Source organism: Mesorhizobium sp. WSM3868, from assembly GCF_002294785.1.
In the GTDB taxonomy this organism is placed as follows: domain Bacteria; phylum Pseudomonadota; class Alphaproteobacteria; order Rhizobiales; family Rhizobiaceae; genus Mesorhizobium.
Genome location: NZ_NSGB01000001.1, coordinates 22,927 through 46,061 on the forward strand (window position 1 = coordinate 22,927; position 23,135 = coordinate 46,061).

Annotated in this window: 26 protein-coding genes; 11 read left to right on the forward strand and 15 right to left on the reverse strand. The window is 64.4% G+C overall.

Features of this window, described 5'->3' with window-relative positions:
• Nucleotides 1-57 precede the first annotated feature (57 nt).
• The 4 genes from CK221_RS00115 to moaB all read left to right on the forward strand — a co-directional run bounded on the left by CK221_RS00115 (nucleotide 58) and on the right by moaB (nucleotide 2,640).
• Nucleotides 58-915 (forward strand): S49 family peptidase, encoded by an 858-nt coding sequence (locus tag CK221_RS00115; RefSeq protein WP_066999014.1) that lies wholly within the window; start codon nucleotides 58-60, stop codon nucleotides 913-915.
• Nucleotides 916-998: 83 nt separating this feature from the next.
• Entirely contained in the window at nucleotides 999-1,184 is a 186-nt protein-coding gene (locus CK221_RS00120) for a hypothetical protein (protein WP_066999017.1), read from the forward strand.
• Nucleotides 1,185-1,210: 26 nt separating this feature from the next.
• A complete protein-coding gene (locus tag CK221_RS00125) occupies nucleotides 1,211-2,092 on the forward strand; it encodes a 4-(cytidine 5'-diphospho)-2-C-methyl-D-erythritol kinase (RefSeq protein WP_095776218.1) in 882 nt (293 codons plus the stop codon).
• On the forward strand, nucleotides 2,092-2,640 hold the full coding sequence (moaB, locus tag CK221_RS00130; protein ID WP_095776219.1) for a molybdenum cofactor biosynthesis protein B: 549 nt from the start codon (nucleotides 2,092-2,094) through the stop codon (nucleotides 2,638-2,640). The genes CK221_RS00125 and moaB overlap by 1 nt, the downstream gene beginning before the upstream one ends.
• A 14-nt stretch (nucleotides 2,641-2,654) precedes the next feature.
• Here the strand turns inward: moaB and CK221_RS00135 are convergent, their stop codons facing one another.
• Nucleotides 2,655-3,629 carry a hypothetical protein gene (locus CK221_RS00135; protein ID WP_095776649.1) on the reverse strand — a complete coding sequence of 325 codons (975 nt, stop codon included), beginning with the start codon at nucleotides 3,627-3,629 and terminating at the stop codon, nucleotides 2,655-2,657.
• Between the two features lie 193 nt (nucleotides 3,630-3,822).
• Nucleotides 3,823-4,326, reverse strand: coding sequence for a glycosyltransferase (locus CK221_RS00140; RefSeq protein WP_095776220.1), 504 nt, complete (start codon nucleotides 4,324-4,326; stop codon nucleotides 3,823-3,825).
• Between the two features lie 148 nt (nucleotides 4,327-4,474).
• Here CK221_RS00140 and CK221_RS00145 point away from each other — a divergent pair, with 148 nt between their 5' ends.
• Together CK221_RS00145 and CK221_RS00150 are read left to right on the forward strand one after the other, a co-directional pair.
• A complete protein-coding gene (locus tag CK221_RS00145) occupies nucleotides 4,475-5,629 on the forward strand; it encodes a PA0069 family radical SAM protein (RefSeq protein ID WP_127241487.1) in 1,155 nt (384 codons plus the stop codon).
• Nucleotides 5,630-5,881: 252 nt separating this feature from the next.
• The gene (locus CK221_RS00150; protein WP_095776222.1) at nucleotides 5,882-6,580 is read left to right on the forward strand and encodes a ribonuclease HII; all 699 of its coding nucleotides are present in this window, start codon (nucleotides 5,882-5,884) and stop codon (nucleotides 6,578-6,580) included.
• A 220-nt stretch (nucleotides 6,581-6,800) separates the two neighbouring features.
• Here CK221_RS00150 and CK221_RS00155 read toward each other — a convergent pair whose 3' ends face one another.
• The 7 genes from CK221_RS00155 to CK221_RS00185 all read right to left on the reverse strand — a co-directional run bounded on the left by CK221_RS00155 (nucleotide 6,801) and on the right by CK221_RS00185 (nucleotide 12,423).
• A complete protein-coding gene (locus CK221_RS00155; protein WP_066999035.1) occupies nucleotides 6,801-7,292 on the reverse strand; it encodes a F0F1 ATP synthase subunit B in 492 nt (163 codons plus the stop codon).
• Nucleotides 7,293-7,302: 10 nt separating this feature from the next.
• A complete protein-coding gene (locus tag CK221_RS00160) occupies nucleotides 7,303-7,884 on the reverse strand; it encodes a F0F1 ATP synthase subunit B (protein WP_066999038.1) in 582 nt (193 codons plus the stop codon).
• Between the two features lie 62 nt (nucleotides 7,885-7,946).
• Nucleotides 7,947-8,171 (reverse strand): F0F1 ATP synthase subunit C, encoded by a 225-nt coding sequence (locus CK221_RS00165; RefSeq protein WP_066999040.1) that lies wholly within the window; start codon nucleotides 8,169-8,171, stop codon nucleotides 7,947-7,949.
• 79 nt (nucleotides 8,172-8,250) lie between these two features.
• Nucleotides 8,251-9,012, reverse strand: coding sequence for a F0F1 ATP synthase subunit A (locus tag CK221_RS00170; protein WP_066999043.1), 762 nt, complete (start codon nucleotides 9,010-9,012; stop codon nucleotides 8,251-8,253).
• Nucleotides 9,013-9,077: 65 nt separating this feature from the next.
• The gene (locus CK221_RS00175) at nucleotides 9,078-9,470 is read right to left on the reverse strand and encodes an AtpZ/AtpI family protein (protein WP_066999046.1); all 393 of its coding nucleotides are present in this window, start codon (nucleotides 9,468-9,470) and stop codon (nucleotides 9,078-9,080) included.
• A 290-nt stretch (nucleotides 9,471-9,760) separates the two neighbouring features.
• Entirely contained in the window at nucleotides 9,761-10,942 is a 1,182-nt protein-coding gene (locus CK221_RS00180; protein WP_066999048.1) for a cell wall hydrolase, read from the reverse strand.
• Between the two features lie 140 nt (nucleotides 10,943-11,082).
• Nucleotides 11,083-12,423 carry an MFS transporter gene (locus tag CK221_RS00185; RefSeq protein ID WP_245430548.1) on the reverse strand — a complete coding sequence of 447 codons (1,341 nt, stop codon included), beginning with the start codon at nucleotides 12,421-12,423 and terminating at the stop codon, nucleotides 11,083-11,085.
• 52 nt (nucleotides 12,424-12,475) lie between these two features.
• On the opposite strand from CK221_RS00185, the gene CK221_RS00190 reads away from it, so the two are divergent.
• Nucleotides 12,476-13,393, forward strand: coding sequence for a LysR substrate-binding domain-containing protein (locus tag CK221_RS00190; RefSeq protein ID WP_095776651.1), 918 nt, complete (start codon nucleotides 12,476-12,478; stop codon nucleotides 13,391-13,393).
• A gap of 108 nt (nucleotides 13,394-13,501) precedes the next feature.
• Here CK221_RS00190 and der read toward each other — a convergent pair whose 3' ends face one another.
• Nucleotides 13,502-14,929: a ribosome biogenesis GTPase Der gene (gene der, locus CK221_RS00195; RefSeq protein WP_095776223.1), complete on the reverse strand. Its 1,428-nt coding sequence runs from the start codon at nucleotides 14,927-14,929 to the stop codon at nucleotides 13,502-13,504.
• 6 nt (nucleotides 14,930-14,935) lie between these two features.
• Nucleotides 14,936-15,601: a tetratricopeptide repeat protein gene (locus CK221_RS00200; protein ID WP_066999055.1), complete on the reverse strand. Its 666-nt coding sequence runs from the start codon at nucleotides 15,599-15,601 to the stop codon at nucleotides 14,936-14,938.
• 201 nt (nucleotides 15,602-15,802) lie between these two features.
• On the opposite strand from CK221_RS00200, the gene CK221_RS00205 reads away from it, so the two are divergent.
• Nucleotides 15,803-16,807: a polysaccharide deacetylase gene (locus CK221_RS00205; protein WP_095776224.1), complete on the forward strand. Its 1,005-nt coding sequence runs from the start codon at nucleotides 15,803-15,805 to the stop codon at nucleotides 16,805-16,807.
• 22 nt (nucleotides 16,808-16,829) lie between these two features.
• Here CK221_RS00205 and sbmA read toward each other — a convergent pair whose 3' ends face one another.
• The 3 genes from sbmA to CK221_RS00220 form a co-directional block, all read right to left on the reverse strand.
• Nucleotides 16,830-18,089 (reverse strand): peptide antibiotic transporter SbmA, encoded by a 1,260-nt coding sequence (gene sbmA, locus CK221_RS00210; RefSeq protein ID WP_066999060.1) that lies wholly within the window; start codon nucleotides 18,087-18,089, stop codon nucleotides 16,830-16,832.
• 122 nt (nucleotides 18,090-18,211) lie between these two features.
• On the reverse strand, nucleotides 18,212-19,372 hold the full coding sequence (locus CK221_RS00215) for a YbfB/YjiJ family MFS transporter (RefSeq protein ID WP_095776225.1): 1,161 nt from the start codon (nucleotides 19,370-19,372) through the stop codon (nucleotides 18,212-18,214).
• A gap of 72 nt (nucleotides 19,373-19,444) precedes the next feature.
• Entirely contained in the window at nucleotides 19,445-19,642 is a 198-nt protein-coding gene (locus CK221_RS00220) for a hypothetical protein (protein WP_066999065.1), read from the reverse strand.
• A 96-nt stretch (nucleotides 19,643-19,738) separates the two neighbouring features.
• On the opposite strand from CK221_RS00220, the gene CK221_RS00225 reads away from it, so the two are divergent.
• The 3 genes from CK221_RS00225 to CK221_RS00235 all read left to right on the forward strand — a co-directional run bounded on the left by CK221_RS00225 (nucleotide 19,739) and on the right by CK221_RS00235 (nucleotide 22,419).
• Nucleotides 19,739-20,653 (forward strand): LysR substrate-binding domain-containing protein, encoded by a 915-nt coding sequence (locus CK221_RS00225; RefSeq protein ID WP_095776226.1) that lies wholly within the window; start codon nucleotides 19,739-19,741, stop codon nucleotides 20,651-20,653.
• A 140-nt stretch (nucleotides 20,654-20,793) separates the two neighbouring features.
• Nucleotides 20,794-22,050 carry an aminopeptidase gene (locus tag CK221_RS00230; protein ID WP_095776652.1) on the forward strand — a complete coding sequence of 419 codons (1,257 nt, stop codon included), beginning with the start codon at nucleotides 20,794-20,796 and terminating at the stop codon, nucleotides 22,048-22,050.
• 21 nt (nucleotides 22,051-22,071) lie between these two features.
• Nucleotides 22,072-22,419: a DUF488 domain-containing protein gene (locus CK221_RS00235; RefSeq protein WP_067327797.1), complete on the forward strand. Its 348-nt coding sequence runs from the start codon at nucleotides 22,072-22,074 to the stop codon at nucleotides 22,417-22,419.
• A 195-nt stretch (nucleotides 22,420-22,614) separates the two neighbouring features.
• Here CK221_RS00235 and CK221_RS00240 read toward each other — a convergent pair whose 3' ends face one another.
• Nucleotides 22,615-22,962: an ArsC family reductase gene (locus tag CK221_RS00240; RefSeq protein WP_095776227.1), complete on the reverse strand. Its 348-nt coding sequence runs from the start codon at nucleotides 22,960-22,962 to the stop codon at nucleotides 22,615-22,617.
• Nucleotides 22,963-23,135: the final 173 nt, after the last annotated feature.

The window sequence follows — 23,135 nt, forward strand, 5'->3', positions numbered from 1 at the left end:
CGGGAGCAAGGATGAGGTCTGACCTTGCTCTAGCATCTCTTGTGGAGACAAGCTTTCGTGAAACGCTTCTTCAACCGCCTGCTGCCGAAATCCTGGCGCTCGACAGTCGTCACCATTCCGGTCATCCGGCTGCATGGCACGATCATGCCCGGCGGCGGCCAGTTCCGGCCAAGCCTGTCGCTCGCCTCGACGGCCGGGCTCATCGAGAAGGCGTTCGGCTTCGACGCGCCGGCGGTTGCGATTTCGATCAACTCGCCGGGCGGCTCGCCGGTGCAGTCGCGGCTGATCTTCAAGCGCATCCGCGACCTGGCGGCAGAGAAGGACAGACGAGTGCTCGTCTTCGTCGAGGATGTGGCGGCCTCCGGCGGCTACATGATCGCAATCGCCGGTGACGAGATATTCGCCGACCCTTCCTCGATCGTCGGCTCGATCGGCGTCGTCTCCGCCTCCTTCGGCTTCCCGGAGCTGATGAAGAAGATCGGCATCGAGCGGCGCGTCCACACCGCGGGCCAGAACAAGGCCGTACTCGACCCCTTCAAGCCGGAAAAGAGGGAAGACGTCGAGCGGCTGAAAGCCTTGCAGCTCGAAGTGCACGAGACCTTCATCGATCTCGTCAAGGAACGGCGCGGCACCAAGCTCAAGGACGACCCGGATCTGTTCACCGGACTGTTCTGGACCGCCAAAAAGGGTCTCGAGCTCGGCCTCGTCGATGCGCTGGGCGACATGCGCAGCGTGCTCAAGACCCGTTTCGGCGAAAAGACGCAGCTCAGGCTGATCACCGCGCCGCGCGGGCTTTTCGGCCGTTTCGGCTTGTTCGGATCGCGTTTTTCGGCGCCGGACATCGCCGCGGCCGCGGCCAGCGGCGTCATCGATGCGGCGGAAGAGCGCGCGCTGTGGGCGCGCTTCGGGCTTTGAAAAAGCCATGATTGCGTCTAGCATGGCCGCTTGACCGACCCATCCGGCCGGCCTTGCCGCGAGAACGCGGGAGGAGTTGTGAGATGCCGCAGATCATTTTCTTCGTTGTCGTCGGCGCCGCCGCCTATTTCGGTTATCGCGCTTTCGTACGCGAGGCCGAGCGCGTGACGGCCAAGATCCGGCGCACCGAGAAGCAGGCGGCCAACGGCACGATGGGAACGCTGGTCAAGGATCCGAAGACCGGCGAGTACCGTCTGGCTAAGGACTGAACACCATCTCGCCAGCAGCCGACATTCTGGAGGCCGAGGCCAAGTCCCGGACATGGCTTGCGCCTGCCAAGATCAACCTCGCGCTGCACGTCACCGGACGGCGCGCCGACGGTTATCACCTACTCGACAGCCTTGCCGTGTTCACGCGCTTTGGCGACCGGCTCGAGATCGAGCTGGCCCAAGACGATGCGTTTTCGGTGTCTGGCCCCTTCGCCGCCGGCGTGCCAATCGATGGCGACAATCTGGTACTCAAAGCGCGCGACGCGTTGCGGCGGGAAGCCGGCGCGCAACAGACGCCACCAGTCGCCATCCGGCTGGAGAAGAACCTGCCGGTCGCTTCCGGCGTCGGCGGCGGCTCGAGCGACGCGGCGGCGGCGCTCAACGGCCTTTCGCGCCTCTGGAAGCTCGACATCGGGGAGGCGGGGCTGGCGCGGATCGGGCTGACGCTCGGCGCCGATCTGCCGATGTGCCTCAAGGCAAGGCCGCTCATTGCGCGCGGCATTGGCGATGAAGTGTCGCCGCTGACGGAGTTTCCGGCGCTGGCGCTCATCCTGGTCAACCCGGGCGTGGCCGTTTCGACACCCGAAGTGTTCAAAGCGCTTTCCAAACCTGACAATGAGGCATTGCCGCCGCTGCCCGGCCGCCTCGATTTTCACGGCATGCGCAATTGGCTCGACACGACGCGGAACGATCTCGAACCTGCCGCTCGCGCCATCCAACCGGCGATCGGAGATGCGCTCAAGGCGCTGAAAAAAGCGGGAGCCGCCTTTGCCCGCATGTCGGGCTCCGGCGCTACCTGCTTCGGCCTGTTCGAGACCGGCAATGTCGCCAAGCGCGCGGCGATCGACATCCGCCGCCGCCATCCGGGCTGGTTCGTGGCCGCGACGCGCAGCATGGAGACCGACTGATGACCAACGAAAGCCGCCCCTTCATCCCGGTGCGCATCGCGGTGCTGACCGTTTCCGACACGCGCAGCCTAGCCGAGGACAAATCGGGGCAGATATTGGCCGACCGCATCGCAGAGGCTGGCCATGTATTGGCTACTCGCGACATCGTGACCGACGACCGCGAGAAGATCAGCGAAAAAGTGCTCGCCTGGTCGAAGGATGAAACGGTGGACGTCGTCATCACCACGGGCGGCACCGGCTTCACGGGGCGAGACGTCACGCCGGACGCGCTGGAGCCGATTTTCGAAAAGCGCATGGACGGCTTTTCGGAAGTCTTCCACCGGATTTCCTATGACAAGATCGGCACATCGACGATCCAGAGCCGGGCGACCGGCGGCGTCGTCAACGCCACCTTTATCTTCGTGCTGCCGGGCTCGCCCGGCGCGTGCAAGGATGCTTGGGACGGCATCATCAAGGCGCAGCTCGATTACCGGCACATGCCCTGCAACTTCGTCGAGATCATGCCGCGGCTGGACGAGCACCTCAGGCGCGGCGGCAAGCTGGAGTAGCGGCCCCGTCCGGCTCAGCGGATGACCGGCTCGCCGTGGAAGCGGCGGCGCGACGGCCGCGAGACGCCGAAGCCGATTTCCATCATCAGCCGCGGCGTATGCGTCGGCACCGTTCCCATATGGAAGCCGAACGGATCCTCGACGAAGCCGAGGCCCGCCTCGCCCGTCAGCGTCACAGGGCTTTCCGGACCGTAGACGTCCAGCACGTCTTCCGCGGGGTGGCCGACCAGAAGCGTGAGCTGGTGCTTGAGCGCGCGGCGCCTGTGGCTGCCGCGGACATAGACATGCGGGCCGGTGCCGGCGTCGACCGGCACCAGATAGAAGAAGAATTTCAGCATCCGCCAATCGTCGAGATCGAAATGGTATTTGCCGAGCGAGGCGAGATTCTTGTCGGCATCCGAGGCCTTGCCGGTCGGAAAGCTCCACCACACGCGCGTCGTGATCAGTTTCGCCTGGCCGCCGAGATAGTGCTGCGCGACCTCGAGGAGCAGCGGATCCCGCTGGATGGCAAGCGCCGCCGGGCAATCGAGAATGCGTTCGAAATAATGCCCGCTGAGCAGCGAGCGGCCGAAACGCTTCTCCGCCTCGGCATGGTCGCCCGGCATGAATTCGAGACGGCGGTCGAAATTGCCGAAACAGGGCGTGCGCTGCGCAAAAACGGCGATCTCCTCATGGATCGCCGACGGCAGCGTCAACCCCGAAAACAGTCCATCGGAGCGAAGCGCCGCGACCACCGCCTCGCGATCGACGCCGGCAAACATCGTCTCTCCCGCATTGTCGAGCGGGCGGACGCGTCTGGCGCCTAGCCAGTGCATGCGGCGCCCCGGCATGGTGCGCGCCAGCACGAACATCGGCAGCCAGGCCGGATTTTCGCGGAGATCTTTCAGATAGGTCGGGATGCGCACGGCGATGCGCCTGAACAGGCTGCCATTACGAGCGATCGCCTCCAGGCTGGCCGCGCCTGAATTGTCTGGAGTACCAAGGTTCATCGGGTTCCTCGTATGCATGGCGTCCGACGAAGCGCCAGCCGTCTGCCGCTTCATCGTCACCCAATCCCGATTGTCCCGCTTCAAGCAGATGCTAATCCACTGCAGGTTTTTGTGCAATGCACAATAGAATGGGCCGGCAAAGTTCGCGGCCTTTTCTCTCTTTTCGCCTTCTGGAGAGAAGGAGGGCATGCGCTCACTTCGGCGGCGCCACCCAGATTTCGGCATTCAGCCTTCTGGTGGCGAGGCCGCGCGCCAGGGCTTCGGCGCTGCGGGCGCTTTTCGCCAGCACCGTGGCCTGGCGCTTGCTGATGACAAGCCCTTCCTCCAGAGCCCGGTGGCCCGAAAAAACCCGGACCAGAAACGGCATGCGATTGCCGCGGGCGCGTGAAAAACGCGCCGGCATCGTCTGCCTCGCCGCGTGAGCGACGACGTCGTCGATCCAGCCTTCGGCGAGCCGGGCGCCGGGTTCCAGAAGCAGCAGCCAGTCGCCCTTGGCCTGGCCGATGCCCGTTGCGATGCCGCCGGCCACGAGGTGGCAGCCGGCATGCTCGGCGACGCGATGCGTCTGGTCGGTCGAGCCGGTGTCGCAGACGATGACGTCGCGCACCACGCCCTCGACCGCGCCGCCGATCAACGAGGCCAGCGTGCGGGCAAGGCCTTCTTCGTCGTTCCTGGTTTCGATGAGGACGCTGAGCATTTTAGCCGAATAGCGGAAAGCGCGGCGCTGCGCCAGTTGCGCTTTCTGAACGAGAAAGTTCTTGCTTTGTTCTCATTGGTAAAATAGGAATAGTTTCATGAACAGAGCGATTCGACAGCCTGCCGACAGTCCCTGGGAGAGGGCGAAAATGGAACAGATCGTGCGCGCCGACATTGCCGCTTTCGGAGCAGGCAGAGCCGAGATGGCAAATGCAATGATAGAACAGAGCGGCATGCGCGTGCGGCCGGACCGCAATCGCGGACGCTCCGCGGGCATCAATCCGTCCGGCCGCTTCGAGCCGGTCAGCCGGCATGTGTTCGACGATGGCTGGAACTCGCTGGAGGAACTGCCGCCGTTCAAGACGGAGGTGCAGGTCGAGAAGCCGCGCACCATCATCACGCGCAACGAGTCGCCGGACATTTCCTTCGATCGTTCGATCAATCCCTATCGCGGCTGCGAGCATGGCTGCGTCTACTGCTTTGCCAGGCCGACGCATTCCTTCATGGGCCTGTCGCCGGGGCTCGATTTCGAATCCAAGCTCTTCGCCAAGCCCGATGCGGCGCGTATGCTGGACAGGGAATTGTCGAAGCCCGGCTACCAGCCGCGCACCATCGCCATCGGCACCAACACCGATCCCTACCAGCCGATCGAAAAGCAATACCGGATCATGCGCGAGATCCTGGAGGTGCTGGAGGCGCGTGGCCATCCGGTCGGCATCGTCACCAAGTCGGCACTGGTGACGCGCGATATCGACATCCTGTCGCGCATGGCCGAACGCGGCCTCGCCAAGGTGGCGCTGTCGGTGACGACGCTCGACCGCATGCTGGCGAGAACCATGGAGCCGCGCGCCTCGACGCCGACAAAGCGGCTGGAAGCGATAAGGCAGCTTTCGGATGCCGGCGTCCCCGCCTCGGTGATGGTGGCGCCGATCATTCCCGGCCTCACCGATCCGGAGATGGAGCGCATCCTCGATTCGGCGCGCGCCGCCGGCGCCAGGGAGGCAGGCTATGTCGTGCTGCGTCTGCCGCTCGAGGTGGCGCCGATCTTCAAGGATTGGCTCTTGCGCCATTATCCGGATCGCTACCGGCATGTGATGTCGCTGATCCGCTCGATGCGCGACGGCAAGGACTACGATTCGGAATGGGGCAAGCGCATGAAGGGCGCCGGACCCTATGCCTGGCAGATCGGCCGGCGCTTCGAGATCGCCGCCAAGCGGCTCGGCCTCAATGCCGAGCGGCGGCAGCTTCGGACCGACCAATTCGTCGCAGGCTCCGGCGTCGGCGAGCAGTTGATGCTGCTGTGAAGACGATGCCGCCGCGAAGGCCGGCGCTAAGGCAACTCCGGAGGCAGACTTTTGCGCCCGGATTGCGATCCGCTAACCCTCTGTTTTGATGTAACTTCGTACGGAAGGCCCGCTACGCACTCTTCCTGGAATTGCTCAAGAATCCCGTCCGGCCCAGTCCCCGGCCGTGAGACGGTGCCCTCCCGGTCCGACGCCCCATCCGACCCGGAGGGACTTGCGGAGAATCGGAGCCGATGCGAACCTCGCCGCACCATGGCTCGCGCGCGTTCCGATTCTCCGCTTCTCTTCGAAATGGTCGAGAAGCCCGACTTCTCGATTGAAACGAAAGCGATGGCCGAGGGGCTGTGGCCGGTAGCGGGGATGGACGAGGCGGGCCGCGGGCCGCTTGCCGGTCCGGTGGTGGCCGCGGCCGTGGTGCTCAACCCGGCCAACATTCCCGAAGGGCTCGACGATTCCAAGCGCCTCACCCATCTGCAGCGCGAGGCGCTGTTCCTCAAAATCCTGGGCTCGGCGCTCAGCGTCTCGATGGCCTCGATCAGCGCCGAAGGCATCGACAACAGCAACATTCTGAAAGCCAGCCTGGAAGCGATGCGCCGCGCCGCCGCTGGCCTGTCGCTGCCGCCCAAACTGGCGCTGGCGGACGGTCGCGACGTGCCGCCAGGGCTCACCTGCGAGGGCCGCGCGCTGATCAAGGGCGACCAGCGCTCGCAGTCTATCGCCGCCGCCTCGATCATCGCCAAGGTGATGCGCGACCGCATGATGTGCGGCTGCGGCGGCCATCATGAGCATTACGGCTTCGAAATGCATATGGGCTACGCGACGGTCCGCCACCGGACCGCGATCGAGGCGCATGGCCCGGTGGCGCGACTGCACAGGGCGTCGTTCGCGCCGTTCCGGTTGGGCGGCGTCGAGGTGGCGGAAGCGGAAGAGAGCTTCGAGGGAATAGATTAATCTCCTCCTTGAGGGGGAAATGGCCGGCAGGCGGAGGGGGTCGTCGCGCGTGAAGCACCGACGCCCTCTTTTAGTCGCACAAGGGTCGAGCTCTACGCGCAACGACCCCCTCTGTCGCCTTCGGCGACATCTCCCCCTCAAGAGGGGAGATTATTCGCGCCCAAAACAAAAAAGCCGCCGGGTTGCCCAGGCGGCTTCATGTCAGCAACGGCAGAGCCGCTCAGTTCAGCTTGGCCTTCACGTCCTGCAGCGCCGACTTGAACAAATCGGCGCCGGCCTTGGCGTCGACCTTGGCGGCGAGCAGCGCACGGGCGGCCTCGACGGCGATGTCGACGGCGCTGGCACGCACCTCGCCGATCGCTTCGCGTTCGGCCTGGCTGATCTTCTGCTCGGCAAGCGCCGTGCGCCGGGCGACGTAGTCCTCGGTCTTCTTATGCGCCTCGGAAGCAAGGAGCTCGGCCTCGCGCTTGGCGGCGGCGACGATGTCGGCGGCCTCCTTCTCGGCTTCCTTGCGCTTCTGCTGGTATTGGCCGAGCAGCTGCTGGGCCTCTTCGCGCAGGCGGCGCGCTTCCTCGAGTTCGCTGCTGATCTTGGCCGCGCGGGAATCGAGCGACTTTGCGAGCATGCCCGGCACCTTCAGATAGATGACGGCGCCGAGGAAGATGATCAGGGCAATGGTGGCCCAGAGCGTGGCAAGTGATGTGGCGTCCATGATGGCCTCCTCACCGGGTCGCGGATTTGACCGCGGCCGAAATCTCGGCCTTGTCGGTCTTGCCGCCGACCAGCGCCTCGACGATGGCCGACGTGGTGTCCTCGGCTATCGTGCCGACTTCCTTCATCGCCTTGGCCTTGATCGAGGCGATGCTCGCCTCGGCTTCGCCGAGCTTCTTCTCGAGTTCCGCCTCGAGCTTCTTGCGCGTGCTTTCGGCTTCGCTCTTGGCGGCGTCGCTCGCCTGCTGGCCGATCTTGTTGGCGTTGGCCTTAGCTTCCGCCAATTCCTGCTCATAGGCGGCAACGGCAGCGTCCGCCTCGCCCTTCAGCCTGGCGGCGTGGTCGAGATCCTGGGTGATGCGATCGTTGCGGACATCGATGATACCGCCGATGCGCGGCATCACAACCCGCTTCAGGAACAAATAGAAGAGCCCGAAGGTGATGACGAGCCACAGGATCTGCGACGGGAAGGTCTCGGCATTGAACGGCGGGAACGTGCCATGCTCCTCGGCAGGCACGGCGGTGCCCGCATGCGTATCGCCCTCGGCCGTGGCCGGCGCGGATTCTTGCGCAAAGGCAGATGTCACGAACATCTCATTCCCCTGTCCATACGGCGGGGCCGCACCATGCGGCCCCTTTCGTCAGCGCGTGGTTCTTACCTGAAGACCAGCAGCAGCGCGATGAGGAGCGAGAAGATGCCCAGCGCTTCGGTCACGGCGAAGCCGAAGATCAGGCGGCCGAACTGGCCGTCAGCGGCCGACGGGTTGCGGAGCGCACCCGAGAGATAGCTGCCGAAGATGTTGCCGAGGCCGATGCCGGCGCCGCCCATGCCGATGCAGGCGATACCAGCGCCGATAGCAGCTGCTGCAGTTGCGTCCATTTCAAAACTCCTGTGGTTTTCGTAATCGTTGCGGTTGGTACGTTGGGTATGCTGGCGCCGGGGCGCCGGTGAAAATCGATCAGTGGCTCGGGTGCAGAGCGTCGTTCAAATACATGCAGGTCAGCACCGCGAAGACGTAGGCCTGCAGGAAGGCGACCAGCAGTTCCAGCGCCGTCAGGGCAACCGCCATGGCGAGCGGCAGGACCGAGCCGGCTATGCCGACCGCACCCAGCGCGCTGAGGCTGACGACGAAGCCCGAAAACACTTTCAGCGTGATGTGGCCGGCCAGCATGTTGGCGAAAAGACGAACCGAGAGGCTGACGGGACGCGAGACAAAGGAAATGACTTCGATCGCCACCACCAGCGGCATCAGATAGCCAGGCACGCCATGCGGCACGAACAGCTTGAGGAAGCCGAGGCCGTGCTTGGCGAAGCCGTAGACGATGACGGTGCCAATGACCAGGATCGCCAGCGTGAAGGTGACGATGATGTGGCTGGTGACGGTGAAGAAATAGGGGAACAGGCCGATCAGGTTGGCGACCAGCACGAACATGAACAGCGAGAACACCAGCGGGAAGAATTGCATGCCCTGCTTGCCCGCCGCATCGCGCAGCATGTTGCCGACAAACTCATAGGCCATTTCCGAGACCGACTGCAGGCGGCCAGGAATGAGGGCGCGGCTGGCGGTGCTCATGTAGAGGAAAGCGGAAGCGACGGCGATCGTCACGACCATGAACAAAGCGGAGTTGGTGAAAGAAATGTCGTAGCCGCCGATATGAAGCGGGATGATCGGATGGATCTGGAACTGGTGGATCGGATCGACCTGGTCAGCAGCAGCCACTTTAAATCCCCGTCAAAGCCACAACCGGCTTCTTAAGTTTCTTTCGCGCCTTGCGGCGCCTTACTTCAGTCCTTCGGTTCGGGCGGCTTGCCGCCCTGGCCGAATTCCGATGCAAGTCCCGACGAACGCAGGACATTGAGTATACCGGCGCCAAAACCCAGCAGCAGGCCGACGATCAGACCCCAGGGCGCGATTCCCGCCAAGCGGTCGATGATCCAGCCCAGGCCGACACCAACCACCACTCCGGCGATGAACTCGCTGGACAGTTTCAGGGCCTGACCGTAACCGGTCGCAGCTTTCGCTTCGTCTTTCCCCTCGAGCCGGTCCGTGCGTCTTGATGCAAGCGATGCTTCAAGCTCGCGCCGGCGGCGCTCAAGTTCGTCGTCGCGGATGGTGGCTTCTGGCTGCCTGCCGCGGCCGGTTTCTCCGGTTCCGTCTGGCCCGTTTTTGTCGGCCATCGCAACCCCCCTGCCCGGGCAGACGATCACCGTCCGTCCGCTTCTAAAGTCGCCGGCAACATAGTTAGCGGGTCCGCGCCCGTCAAGCCACGGGCCGAACTTCAAAGCGATGTATTTTCCCGTTTCAAATCAACGACTTATCCGGGTGCGACATCGTGCCCGTCACGCCTGTGCGAGGACTCGGCGCGAATCCGGGAGGCAAGCCGCTCCGATCGATGCGCGCAGCAAGCGAGAAAGAGCGTCGCCGCAGGGTGCCGATCAAGCGGCTCAGTTCGAGCCGCCTAAACGGCTCAGCTCCAGCCGCCGCCATAGGTGCGATAGAAGATATGCAGGCCGATCCTGGTCATGCGCTGCATGGCGCGCGCCCAGCCCGGATGGACGTAGTTGGCGTAGTAATGCGTCGAGGATCCGACCTCGGGGATGAAGATCTTGCCGGCGGTCACCGCCATGGCGACATCCTGGGCGGTCTTGTACGCGACCGCGTCGTTGATGCGCTTCTTCCTGCCGTCGCAGGCGAAGGAGAACTGGCAGCGGTTGAACCAGTTGTCGTTCTGGTAGACGACACCGCAGATCGTCTTCGGATAGGCAGGGTTGCGGACGCGGTTTAGGATCACCTGCGCCACCGCGGCCTGGCCGCGCACCGGTTCGCTGCGCGCCTCAAAATAGATGCCCTTGGCGAGGCATTCCTGTTCCGGCTTGGAGAAGACGGCCGCCGGCAGCGGATTCTGCATCCAGGCGTGATCCCCCTTGCCCATTGGCGGAATGAAGCGGCCGTCATTCGGATCGTCCTGCAGCAGAGCCTCAAAGGGCGAGGCCTTGGCATAGTCCGGCGCCGACTGGGCATAGGCGGTGGCGAGGATGTCCGGCTTGTCGTTGTTGACGAGAGCGATGAGAGCCGCCGGCAGATCCGGATCGGGCTTCTTGTCCTCGCGGATGTGGAAGGCCTGGGCGATCTGGATTTCCTTGCCCTTGATGCCGGGCTTAGCGAAAGTCAGCTTCAGGCCACTGTCCATCGCCGGACGGAGCAGCGAGGAGGTGCGCTCGAAGATGGAGCCGGCGCTGAAATTCTTCGGCGGCGCAACCGGCGACACCTGGACGAGGCGGCCCTTCTTGTCGGCGCGCACGACGCGGTCCTCATCGGGCGTAGCGCCGGCGACATTGCCCTTGCCGCGGAGCGCCACCGTGCCAACGCCAGGCAGGTCCACGCCGGAGCCGGAGATCGAGCCCGTGGCGGCCGAATCGACGAACGGCATCTCGGCGGCGTGCACCGAGCCGGCGACGGATTTTTCGACATAGGCATTCCAGCGATGGCTGGGCGACTCCAGCCCGGACACGAGGCTTGCCATATCCTGGTAAGCGACGACGGACGGAAAGCCGACCCAGAAGCCGAGCCCCAGAACCAAAGGAGGAAGGAAGGAACGTTTATTCGCAACGGCGGCGGCGACGAGCCGCGTAAGAACGCGTCGATGCACGGAACTCTCCAGAAACGCTACTGACCCCGGAGAGCCAAAATGAAGCATTAACCTTGATGGGGGGTTAACGGCACCGATCGTGTTTTTTTCATGTTGCAGATAAGCCGGCCTCCGCCAGCTGTGGAAAGCCGGCGAAAACGTCAGGCCGTGCGCAGAAAAATCGGCCATGCGATCGCCGCGCAGATCGCGGCCGCCAGCCACACGCCCGGCCATGCGAAGAGAAGCAGAAGCCAGGGAATGGCGATCGGCACCAGGCAGAAGCCGACAAAGACCAGAGTGTTGGCGAGGCTGAGCGCGGTGCCGACATGGCCGGCACCGGCAAGTGTCGCAAGCTCGGTATAGGCAACGCCATGCCAGGCCGATACGCAGATGCCGGCTACGATCACCATAAGGGGCAGGAGCAACAGCAGCGACGGCTGCCTGGCTGCAGCGATGGCCAGAACCCATAGCACCAGGAAGGCCAGCGCGCTCAGCGCGCTGCAGAACCTCAGGAACGGCCTTCGGTTGCGGTGGCGGTCGGTGAAGCGACCGCTCCAGACGCGCATCGCCATGGCGCCCGTCTGCACGGCGGCGAGGGTGGCGCTGGTTACCCATGTGCCCATGCCGGCAAAGTCGTGCAGGAAGACGGAGGCAAAGGTGAGCACCGCCACCTGCGGGAAGCAGAGCAGGCCGATAGCTGCCGAGATGCGCCAGACCTCGATGTTGCGCAGCGGCGCCGGGCCGCTCGTGACGGCGGCGGCATGCGCGTCGCCTTGCGTCGGCGGCTCGTGCAGCCAGCGCCAGGCAAAGAAAGCCGAGAGCGCGGAGAGAGCCGCCAGCAGGCCGAAGACGGCGGCGAAGCCGAAGCCCAAGGCTAGCCACGGCATGACGAGCGCGCCGAGCCCGCCGCCAAGCGGCACCGCCGTCTGCCTGATGCTCATGGCGAAGCCGCGCTCGCCTTCGCCGAACCAGCCCATGATGGCGCGGCCGCTGGAGCCGTTGACGCTGCCGCCGAGCAGGCCGGCAACGAGCAGGCTGGCCGAAAGCAGCACGACACTGGGAGCGGCTATTTTCGTAGGCACGACGAGGATTGCCATGGCAAAAAGCCACATGGCGGTCGCGCCGAGCCCGGTCAGCAGCACGCGGCGGTCGCCCCAGCGGTCGGTAAGCACGCCCCAGGGCAGTTCGCTGAGCGCCACGCCGAGGCCGAGCAGACCGAGCGCAGCGCCGAGCGAGGCATTGTCGAGATGGTAACCCTGGCGCATCACCACAGCCGTCGCCGGGATGCCGGAGAAGGTAGCGGAGAAGCCGGCATTGGCGGCGACGCCGATGCCGAGCACTTTCCATCGATGGGTGGGCCCGAAGGCGCGGCCAGCCGAAGCGGCGGCGCCTGCCGCGGGCCGCCGGCAATCGTTGCGAGTTACGATGGCGGACATGATCTCGTATTCCCTCTGCGCCGGTCCATCGGTCTTGACCGGTCGGATGTAGCGCCATAGCTTCATCCAGAAAATCAGCAAGTTTTTGATCGATTATCCTGAAAATAAGGACGATCTCATGCGACGTGTCACATTCGACCTCGACGTGCTCAGAACCTTCGTCACCGGCATGGAGCTTGGCAGTTTCGCCAAGGCGGCCGAGCGGCTCGGCCGCTCGACCTCTGCCGTCAGCGCGCAGCTGAAGAAGCTGGAAGAACAGGCGGCGACGTCGATGTTCCGCAAGGCGGGGCGCGGCCTGGCGCTTACCGAAGCTGGTGAAACGATGCTCGGCTATGCGCGGCGTCTCATCGAGCTCAATGACGAGGCGGCCTCAGCTATCCGCGACGTCGAGCTGGAAGGCTGGGTGCGGCTCGGCCTGCAGGAGGACTTCGGCGAGGCCGTGCTGCCGGAGGTGCTCGGCCGGTTTGCCCGTGCGCATCCCAAGGTCCGGATCGAAGCGCGGATCGGACGCAGCCATGAGCTCGCCGAGCGCGTCGTCTCAGGCAGCCTCGACATCGCGCTGGCCTGGCACGACGGCACGATCCTGCCCTACAGCCGGCATGTCGCCGAGGTGCAGGCGCGCTGGATCGGCCCGGCGAAACCGATGCAAGCCGGCCACAATGGTGAAGCGCTGCCGCTGGTGTTGTTCGAGGCGCCGTGCCTGCTGCGCACCGTGGCGACCGAGACGCTCGACCGCGCCGGCCTCACCTGGCGCATGGCGTTCTCGAGTCCCAGCCTCGGCGGCATCTGGGCGGCGGTCGCGGCGGGTCTCGGGCTGACGATCCGCACCGATATCGGCCTGCCGGCCACTGTCAGGGCGATCGCGCCGGGCGTGCTCGGCCTGCCGCCCCTGCCGATGATGGCGCTGCATCTGCACCAGAAGGATGCCGAGCTCGATCCGGTGGCGGCACGGCTGGCAGAGATATTGCTGGAGGCGGCGCTGGATACGCTGCCGGAGGGAGCGCGAATCGGTAAGGGGTTGCGAGCGGTCGCGTAGGTTCCAAGCCATTCTTCATCCTCGAGCGGAGCAAGGAGCGAAGCGACACGGCACAGACCCGTGGATGACGACGGGAGGGGGCGCTGCCCACCCTTTCCCACAAAGGGCTCAGCGCTTCTTCGCCCGACCCGCGAAAGGATTCTCCGACGTGCGCAACGCCATGCGGATCGGCACGCCGGGCATGTCGAAAGCCTCGCGCAGGCTGTTCGACAGGTAGCGGACATAGGATTGCGGCATCGCGTCCGGGCGCGAGCAGGAGACGACGAAACCCGGCGGCCGGGTTTTTGCCTGCGTGACATATTTGATCTTCAGCCGGCGGCCGGCGACGGCGGGCGGCGGATGATGCGCCAGAATGCCTTCCAGCCAGCGGTTGAGCTTGCCGGTCGAGACGCGGCTGTTCCAGACCTTGTGCGTCTTGATGACGGCGTCCATCAGCCGATCGAGGCCGCGCCCGGTCTCGGCAGAGACCGTCACCGCCTGAATGCCGCGCACTTGGGGAAGCAACCGCGCGGTCTTTTCGCGCAGCTCGGCCAGAAGCTCCTGCGGGTTGTCGATCAGGTCCCATTTGTTGAAGGCGATCACCGGCGCGCGCCCCTCGCGAATGATCAGGTCGGCGATTTGCAGGTCCTGCTTCTCGAAGGGGATGGTGGCGTCGAGCACGATGATGACGATCTCGGCGAAGCGGATGGCGCGCAGGCCGTCCTGCACCGAAAGCTTCTCGAGCTTTTCCTGGACTTTGGACTTGCGCCGCATGCCGGCGGTGTCGAACAGCTTTATCCGGCGGCCGCGCCAGTCCCAGTCGACCGAGATGGAATCGCGGGTGATGCCGGCCTCGGGTCCGGTCAGCAGCCGCTCCTCGCCGATCAGCGCATTGATCAGCGTCGACTTGCCGGCATTGGGGCGGCCGACCACGGCTATGCGCAGCGGCTTGGTCTCGTCATAGGCCGGCTCGGCGTCGGGGTCGGCGATATCCTCGCCGATAAGCACCTCGCTCACGGCGATCTCATCGCCCGGCTGTTGCGCGTCGCCGAAGGCGCGTTCCTCGCCGAGTGCCGCGATCACCGCATCGCGCAGATCGGGCATGCCTTGGCCATGCTCGGCCGAGACGGGGATCGGCTCGCCGAGGCCGAGCTCCCAGGCTTCCAGCATGCCGCCTTGCGCGCCTCGCGCTTCCGCCTTGTTGGCCACCAGCACCACCGGCTTGCCGGATTTGCGGACCACGTCGGCGAAGGTGCGGTCGTCGGGCATCAGGCCCGACTTGGCATCGACAGTGAAGAAGATCAGGTCGGCCTCGCGGATGGCGATCTCGGTCTGCTGGCGCATGCGGCCGGGCAGCGTCGAGGCCGCCGCATCCTCGAAGCCGGCGGTGTCGATGACGTCGAAGTGAAGATCGTAAAGCTTGGCGGCATGGACGCGACGATCGCGCGTCACGCCCGGCGTGTCATCGACAAGCGCCAGCTTCTTTCCCACCAGCCGATTGAAAAGAGTCGATTTGCCGACGTTAGGCCGGCCGATGATGGCGACTTTGAACGTCATCCGGGGTCACGAAGCGTTGCCCGACCCGCGGATCAGCTCGGACATCAACTGCGCCCGCTGGCGCGCATTGCGCGGGGCGCCGTCATCCGAAGCGATCTGGTCGAACAGTTTCAGCGCATCCGCCGACTTGCCTTCCTTCCAGGCGGCAAGGCCGAGCGCCTCGCGCGCCGAGCTGCGCAGCGGATTGGTGTCGGCGGTGAGCGCCTCGACACGGCTGGAGACATCGGCAAACGAGCCGTGGTCGACCAGCAGCAGCGCCGCTCTCAGCCTCGCCATGTCGCGGATGCCTGCGGGAATGGCGCTGTCGGCCGCGACCGCATCGAAATCCTTGACGGCGGCGTCGACGTCTCCCTTGTCGGCCTTGACGGTCGCCGCCCGCATGCGGGCGAGCAGCGGATAGGCGCCATAGCCATCCTTTTCCAGCTGATCGAGAGCGGCGATCGCCTCGTCGTTCTTGCCGTCATTGGCGAGCTTGAGCGCCTGCGAGAAGGCATCGCCCGACCGGTTGGCGCGGGTCTCGTCCCAGTAGCGGTAGCCGACGAAGGCGGCAGTCGCCACCACGATCAGGATCGCGGCACCGAGCAGGGCCGGACCAAAGCGGTCCCACAGCGCCTGCGCCTGCTCGCGACGAATCTCTTCGTTGACTTCGCGGATAAAACTGTCGTCCGACATCAATCAAAAACCATTGCGGCCCCGGAACGGAGCGCTTCTTGAGCCCCGCGTTTTAGCGAAATTTCGTCGGCATGGAAGGGGGATCGCCGGAAAATCGGCGGAGGCTCCCAGTGCCCCACAGGCCTTGCCGGAACGCATCGATGCTACATTTGGGCGATAGACGGCTTTCCTACAGCCCCAAGGTTGCCCAAAAGGTTGCCAGTGCCACGTTCGTTCCGCGTCCTTGCGTTCAGCCTCGCCTGGCTTGGCTCCGTTGGCACGGCGCTTGCCGATCCGCCGAAACCGATGGCGGCGAAACCAAAGCAGATCGTGCTTATCTCCTTCGACAGCGCACGCGAGATCTCGCAATGGGAGCGCAGCCGCGCGCTGGCAAAGCGCACCGGCGCGCATTTCACGTATTTTCTGTCCTGCGTCTTCCTGCTCTCGCCGAAAACGCGCGCCGAGTACGTCGCGCCCGGCAAGGGTGCCGGCAAATCGAATATCGGCTTCGCCGCCTCGGAGCAGGATGTCGCGGACCGGCTGCAACAGATCCGGCTCGCGGCCGCCGAAGGTCACGACATCGGCAGTCATGCCTGCGGACATTTCGACGGCAAGGGCTGGAGCAAGGCCGACTGGCTGGCCGAGTTCTCGGCGTTCGGCCGCGTCCTCGAAAACGCCTATGCGATCAACGGCATTTCGCCCGAGCCCTCTGGCTGGCGTGAATTCGCCCGCCATGCCGTGATCGGTTTTCGCGCGCCGTACCTCTCGACCGGCAAGGCGCTTTACGAAGCGCTGCCCGAGGCGGGCTTCCAATATGACGCAAGCGGTGTCTCGAACGGCCCTGCCCTGCCGCGCGCAAAGAACGGCACCACCCGCTTTGCATTGCCGCAGATTCCGGAAGGGCCGAAGTCGAAGCCGGTGGTAGCGATGGACTACAACCTCTATGTCCGCCATTCGGGCGGCTTCGAGAAGCCGTCGATGGCGGGCGAGTTCGCCGACCGCGCCTATCGGGCGTTCCGCGCAGCCTTCGATGCGCAATACAACGGCAAACGACTTCCGCTGGAGCTCGGCTTCCACTTCACGCAGATGAATGCCGGCGCCTACTGGAACGCGCTGGAGCGCTTTGCCGGGGAAGTCTGCGTCATGGAGCAGGTCGAATGCATCAGCTTCCGCGACTATATCGAGCGGCAGCGCGGCGGCCTGAGACAGGCGGCGGTAGGCGGCTGAGCCGCCCACCATCCGATCCAGTTCAGGCCGGATCCTCCGCGCTCTGCCGCGCGAGATAACGCTGGTCGATGTCCGGCAGCGGCTCGCCTTCCAGCGTCGCCTCGAAGGCGCGCAGGCGCTTGTGCACCGACTGCAGCTCGACGATGGTCGACCAGGAATTCAACAGGAACTGCAGCGAATTCGTCACCTTGCCGAAGGCGTTCGAAATCTGGTTCAGCGCACCGAAGGTGATCTTGTGCGCAACCAGCGAGGGCCCGAGGATCAGCAGCGAGAAGATGTTGTCGGCCTGCAGATAGGTGTACCGAACGACGTTGAAATAGATGTAGTGGAAATAGAGCCTGAAGTAGTTGCGGCGCACATTGTCGAACAGTTCCGTCGTCGTCGCCGGCTGCGCCCGGTCGGGATGGTCTTCGCCGTAGACGAGTTCCTTGCGATAGGCGGCCTCGACGCGCTGGTTGCGGAACTGGAGGCCCGGCAGCTTGATGCCGGCGAGCATCACCGAGGCCGTGCCGAATATGCACCATCCCAGCGCGGCAACGACCAGGGGCTGCGGCACCGCGCCCAGGATCGGCAACTCGGTGATGTGCGCTTGCAGCTGGATCATCACCGGCAGGAAGGCGATGAGGGTCATGATCGACTGGACGAAGCTCGAGCCCAGGTCCTCCATGATCTGCGAGAAGCGCATCGTATCTTCCTGGATGCGCTGCGAAGCGCCCTCGATGTGGCGCAGCCGGCCCCAGTTCGCCATGAAGTAGTCGTTCATCGCCGTGCGCCAGCGGAAGATCCAGTGGCTGACGATAAAGGCGTTGACCACCTGCACGTTCATGCCGACCAGCGCCAGCCAGGAGAAGTCGGCCAACCCCCTGTAGAACTCGATGTCAGTCGATGGCGTCGTTCCCGACATCAGCCCCTGGACATAATCGAAGAAAGGTCCGTACCAGTTGTTGACGGCGACGCTGACCTGCACGTTGAAATAGATGAAGAAGAGAATGACGGCGGTCATCAGGATCGACCAGTTCTGCCACGGATGCGGAGCATACCAGCTCCAGAACGCGTAGAAGATCGCCACACAGGCCACGAAGTACATGTAGAACCACAAGAACGGCTTCGACCATAGAACCGCGATGCCGATGATGGGCGGCGCACCCGCAGCCGCCGGCGGCATGCCGAGGATGGCGCCCAGCTGTTCGCCGCCGAAGAACCAGAACAGGATCGCCGCAAGGCTCCAGAGGGCGGCCGAGGTGAAGAAAAGCTTCGGCTGCGGGAAGAAGGATACGAACACTGTGGCGGGTTTCCTCGGTCTGACCGCAAATCAGCGGCGTTGCTGTTCGGCGGGCATAAGGTCACACATTACTGGGAAAGAAAATGCCCGGCCCGGCGCCCGGCACCGAACAAGACCACAAATCATGGCGATTTTGGTGCGGCCGACCAGGCAACGACGCCGGAGACCAGCAGAGCGGCAGCCGCCATTGTCGAGGCGAGCACATAATTGCCCGAGGCCTGGGCGAGCAAGCCGGCGGCAATCGGACCGATGATCTGGCCGAGGCCGAAGGCGGCGGTCATCACCGCGAAGATGCGGCGCGGCGCCTGCGGCGCAAGCTGCCTTGCCGCCTGCAGGCCGAACGCGGTGATGGCGATGAACGTGCCGCCGAGCAATATGGCAGCCAGAAGCGGCCCGCTGAAACCTTTGACGACGACGCTGGCGATGACACCGACCACTTCGACCAGGCAGCTCACGGCATAGGCCGTATAAAGCCCGATCCTGCCGGCGAGCTTTTGCCAAAACCAGGTCGAGGGGAAGCCGGCAAGACCGGCGATCATCCAGACCGAGGCCTCGAAGACACGTCCGCCGCCGTCCTGGCGAACGATGGCGACCAGAAAAGTGGCCGTCACCACATAGCCCAAGCCGAACAGCCCATAGGCAAGGATTATCTTCGTCAGCGATCTATCCTTCGGCAACGCCGGTTCAGGCCCATCGACGCCATTGGCGGGCGTGGCGGAGCCCGCGAGGATCGCGACGAGGAGCAGGCCGACAGCGGAAATTGCTCCCGACCATAGCCAGCCCGCGGGCCAGCCGGCATGGGCCGTGACGAGGATGGCCAGCAGCGCCGAGGACGCCGCAATGCCCAGGCCGACACCGCCGAAATGCAGCGCTTGCAGATCGCCGCGGCCTGCCTTTGCAAGATGGCTGAAGACGATCGACGACATGAAAACCATGACGAAGGCGCTGGCCAGGCCGGCGAGAAAACGAATGGCGAGGAAAGCGGCCATCGTCTCGTTCAGTCCCATCAGAGCTGCGAGCACGGCGCTCGCGGCAAGGCTTGCGAACATCAGCAGACGCTCGCGGCCATGCGCCCAGCCGCCGGCTGCGGCAAGCGCGCCAATGAGATAGCCTAGATAGTTGGCGGAAGCGATCCAGCCGGCGTCTGCCGGCGTCAGGTGCAACTCTTCCATCATGCCGGGCAGGATCGGCGTGTAGACGAAGCGGCCGATGCCCATGGCGACGGCGAGAGCCGTCATGCCGGCGAGGGCAAGGCGCAAGGGAGATGGCGAAGCGGCTTTCATTGCAGCGCAGCATAAATGTGTGCACGTGCGAAACAATGCGATTGCGTTGGGCCAGGCCGGCTTGGCCCGCCTTCAGCGGCAAGCCGTCTCGTACACCGTGCGGCCGGCCGTGAGCCGGAACGGCATATCGCCGAGCTCGCGCTCCGACATGGCGTCCAGCACCGGATGCGACAGAGGATCGACCGTCCAGCGGGCGATCTCGCCGTCCTCCTGCCAAGCCTGTCTTGGCTCAGCGCCGGAAAGCCCCTTCAGCAAAGAGAAAATCTTCATCGACCTGCCTCCAAAGCCCGGTTTGCCTCGCTAGAATCCGCTTTTCTTTGGCACGTTTCAATTGAGATTTGGAACCAGCCAGTTTAGAAAAACTGGATGACGATCCTGAACCGTGTCCACCTCAATGGCTTGCGTGCCGTCGAAACCGTTGTCCGCGTTGGATCGCTTGCCGCGGCGGCTGCCGAACTCAATGTCTCAGTCAGCGCCGTCAGCCAGCAGATCAAGCGCACAGAAAAACAGCTGGGGCAGGCGCTGTTCGAGCGGACGTCCGGCGGACTCGTGCCGACGGAATTCGGGGTCGTTTTCACGGCCCGGCTGAGCGCCGGCTTCCGCGAGCTTGCGCAAGCGGTGGCGTTGGCCGGCGAGGCAACGGAATGCACCCTGGTTGTGTCGGTGGCGCCCGCCTTCGCCTCGAAATGGCTGTTGCCCAGGCTGTCGCGGCATTTTGCCCGCCATCCCAACGTGCTCTTGCGCATAGACGCTTCAGGCAGGCTCGCCGATCTCGACCATTCCGATATCGACATTGCGATTCGGATGGGCGACGGCGCTTGGCCGGGAGTAAACGCGGAACTGCTTTTGGCGCAGGAAGTGTTTCCGGTCTGCGTACCAGCGATCGCGGCCAAGCTGAACTCGATCGAGGACCTGGCGCGGACCTGCGCCATCACCGACGAGCGGGCAATGATCAGCTGGGATAGCTGGTTCAAGGCGGCCGGCGTCGAGCCGGTCACTTTCCAAAAAGGCGCGCGCTTCACCGATCCGATGCTCTGCCTGGAATCTGCAATCGCCGGCCATGGCGTGATGCTCGCCTGGCAATTGCTGACCGCCGATGCGCTGGCCGATGGCCGGCTGGTCGCCCCCTTCGGGGTGCGAGCTGAAAGCGGGCTCGGCTACTGGATGGTGACCTCGGCCACCAAAAGCGAAAGCCGAAAGGTGCGCGACTTCAAGGCTTGGGTCCGCGAGGAGATCGAAGCGACCATGGCGCAGATCCGGGCGCTCGACAGCGCCGCCTGAGCTCGTTTGAGCATGATCTTGTCCGAACACCGCCATGCACTTTTCGCGATCATGCCTGGAGGCCCAGTTGATCGCGGTGGAAAGGCCAGGCGCAGCGGTCTATGTAAGGACCAGACCCCAAAAACATGGCAGGCAGGATCATGACCACACATTCGCGCGGCGTCTCGGCAACCATCGACCCGGTGAAGCTCGACAGGCTGGCCGAAGTCGCCGTCAAGGTCGGGCTGCAGCTGCAGCCGGGACAGGACCTGGTGCTGACGTCCTCGATCGCGGCGCTGCCGCTGACCCGGCGCATCGTCGAGCATGCCTATAAGGCCGGCGCCGGGCTGGTGACGCCGATCTTCAACGACGACGAGATCACGCTGGCGCGTTTCCGCTATGGCGCCGACGCCGGCTTCGACCGCGCCGCCGGCTGGCTTTACGAAGGCATGGCGAAAGCCTTCGCCAACAATGCGGCGCGGCTTGCGGTGCGCGGCGAGGATCCGTCTCTGCTGTCGGCGCAGGACCCGGCCAAGGTGGCGCGCGCCAACAAGGCGAATTCGATGGCGTACCAGCCGGCGCTCGAAAAAATCACCGGTTTCGACATAAACTGGAACATCGTGGCATATCCGGATGTTGCCTGGGCTCGCCAAGTGTTCCCGGGCGAGCCCGACGATGTTGCGGTGGTGAGGCTCGCCGACGCGATCTTCTCGGCCTCGCGCGTCGATGTCGAGGATCCGATCGGCAACTGGAAGGCGCACAACGCGGCCTTGGCCGAGCGCACGAAATGGCTGAACGAGCACAATTTTTACGCACTGCATTTCACCGGACCGGGCACCGACCTCACCGTCGGCCTGGCGGAAGGTCATGAATGGATGGGCGGCGCTTCGACGGCGAAGAACGGCATCACCTGCAATCCGAACATCCCGACCGAGGAAGTCTTCACCACGCCGCATGCGAGACGCGTCGAAGGCCATGTCTCCTCGACCAAGCCGCTCTCCTACCAGGGCACGCTGATCGACGAGATCTCGGTGCGCTTCGAGGGCGGTCGGATCGTCGAGGCCAAGGCCTCGAAGGGCGAGGACGTTCTGAAAAAGGTGCTGGACACCGACGAGGGCGCGCGCCGGCTCGGCGAAGTGGCGCTGGTGCCGCATTCCTCGCCGATCTCGAAGAGCGGCCTGCTGTTCTTCAACACGCTGTTCGACGAGAACGCCGCCTGCCACATCGCGCTCGGACAGTGCTATTCGAAGTGCTTCGTCAACGGCGCCTCACTCAGCCAGGACGAGATTGCCGAGCGCGGCGGCAACAAGAGTTTCATCCACATCGACTGGATGATCGGCTCGGACAAGATCGACATCGACGGCGTCGGCAAGGACGGCAGCCGCGTGCCGGTGATGCGCAAGGGCGAGTGGGCCTGAGAGACCGACGCGGAGACAGCCTTGGACGTGGCGGTAAAGCGCGTCTACGAAGCGCCGGAGAGGAGCGATGGCCAGCGTGTGCTGGTAGACCGCGTCTGGCCGCGCGGCGTCTCCAAGAAGGACGCCGCGCTGGACCTTTGGCTGAAGAAGATCGCGCCGAGCACCGAACTGCGCAAATGGTTCGGGCATGATCTCGAACGATGGCCGGAGTTCCAGAAGCGGTACTGCGCCGAGCTGGACGGCAACGAGGAGGCTGTGGCGCAGCTGCGAGAACTGCTGCGCCACGGCAAGGTGACGCTGCTCTTCGGCGCGCATGACGAGGCGCATAACAATGCGGTGGCGTTGATGGGGTATTTGCGGAGGGAGTAACCTCTCTCTCGTCGTCATCCTCGGGCTTGACCCGAGGATCCATGCCGTGACTGTCACCGAAGGACGCAACGGAGCAGAACTCTTAACCGCACAACGCTCTAGCGTCGCGGCATGGATCCTAGGGTCTGCGCGCGCCGCTTCGCTCCTTGCTCCGCCTAGGATGACGAGGGGACAGTGTGCCGCGCCTGCCGAATCCTACTTCACCGCCTCTTCATAAACATCCGGCTTGAAGCCAACCAGGATGCGGCCACCCACCTCCAGCACGGGGCGCTTGATCATGGTCGGCTTGGCCAGCATCAGCGCCTTGGCCTTCTTCTCGTCGAGCGCTTCCTTGTCCTTCTCCGGCAGTTCGCGAAAAGTCGTGCTGCCCTTGTTGAGCAGTCTTTCCCAGCCGACCTTATCGACCCAGCCATCCAGCCTTTCCGCCTCGATCCCTTCGGCGCGATAGTCATGGAAGCGGTAGGGAAGGTCGCGGCTCTCCAGCCAGACGCGCGCCTTCTTGATCGTGTCGCATGTGGTGATGCCGTACATGGTGATCGTCAATTCGGACCTCGGGCGAATGGATTGCGAATCTGGCCGAATCCTAGGCTTGCCCTGCCCGCTTTGCCAGCGTGACTACGTGAAGACGATTTGGCGCTCTCCATGGCGGCCGGAATATCATCTTGGCCGCCATGTCTGATTTTCAGATCCTGCAACGAAGATTCGGAATGCCAGAC